Raw genomic sequence first — 1,038 nt, 5'->3', positions numbered from 1 at the left:
GGGCGTTCAAGATGCCGGGCCGGATCTTGCACCAACTCGCTGCACTCTGGCGTGAACGGGACCGGCGTGACGAATATATCGGCACCCTGATCAATGCCTATCTGGCTGCCGGCGGTGAAGCCTACGGTGTCAGGGCCGGAGTCTCCTACGTCGATGTCGGCACCTTCAACGGCTATCGCACGGCTCTTCGGCTGCTCGAAGAGGGCGTCGCATCCGAACAACGCCAAACCGCCATGCTTGTGGGTGGAGCACACCCGCATGTGCCTGTCGTTCCCGGCGAAGGAGCCTGACCATGCTGCATTCCCATGCCGAAATCCGCCGCCGTATCGATGCTCTCGGCCCATGGTTCCACAACATGGAACTGGCCGGTGTCGAAACCGCTCCCAACCATTTTCTCGGCAATTACCCGCTGATCAAATGGCGCAAATTCGCCGAGGCCATTCCCGCGGATCTGACAGGCAAGACGGTGTTGGATATCGGCTGCAATGCCGGCTTCTATTCCATCGAGATGAAACGGCGAGGTGCTGCCCGTGTCCTCGGCATTGATTTCGATGAGGCTTATCTGGCGCAGGCCCGCTTTGCCGCCGAGATCGCCAATTGCGAGATCGAATTCCAGAAACTGTCGGTCTACGACGTCGGCGCCCTGCGCGAAACATTCGATATCGTGCTGTTCATGGGGGTGCTTTATCACTTGCGCCACCCGTTGCTTGCGCTCGACCTTATCCGTGAGCATGTCGCCGGTGATCTGATGATCTTCCAGTCCATGCAGCGCGGCAGCACCGATCTTCCCGAGATGGAAGAGAACTATCATTTCTGGACGCATGACCTGTTCGACCGGCCGGAATTTCCCAAGCTCCATTTCATCGAGCACCGCTATGCCGACGACCCGACCAACTGGTGGATACCCAATCGAGCCTGCACCGAAGCGATGCTGCGCAGCGCCGGTTTCGAGATCGTTCTGCACCCTGAGCAGGAGGTCTATTTCTGCCGGGCCGCAGGCGACCCGGCCAGTGGCGGTCCCGTCTACCCCTCGAAAGG

Annotated in this window: 1 protein-coding gene and 1 pseudogene; both read left to right on the top strand. The window is 59.7% G+C overall.

The genetic code is table 11. From position 1 onward, the window contains the following. Positions 1 to 290: pseudogene (locus tag EN925_RS37155) on the top strand (nucleotidyltransferase family protein); the annotation flags it as partial. A gap of 2 nt (positions 291 to 292) precedes the next feature. Further along, on the top strand, positions 293 to 1,038 hold a 746-nt coding region (locus EN925_RS37150), incomplete at its 3' end, for a TIGR04290 family methyltransferase (protein WP_128337428.1).

Origin of the sequence: Mesorhizobium sp. M7A.F.Ca.US.006.04.2.1 (assembly GCF_004022915.1) — a bacterium.
Taxonomy (GTDB): Bacteria; Pseudomonadota; Alphaproteobacteria; order Rhizobiales; family Rhizobiaceae; genus Mesorhizobium; species Mesorhizobium ciceri.
The sequence above is the reverse complement of the archived record's forward strand: the minus strand, read 5'-3'. Positions and strand labels throughout refer to the sequence as shown.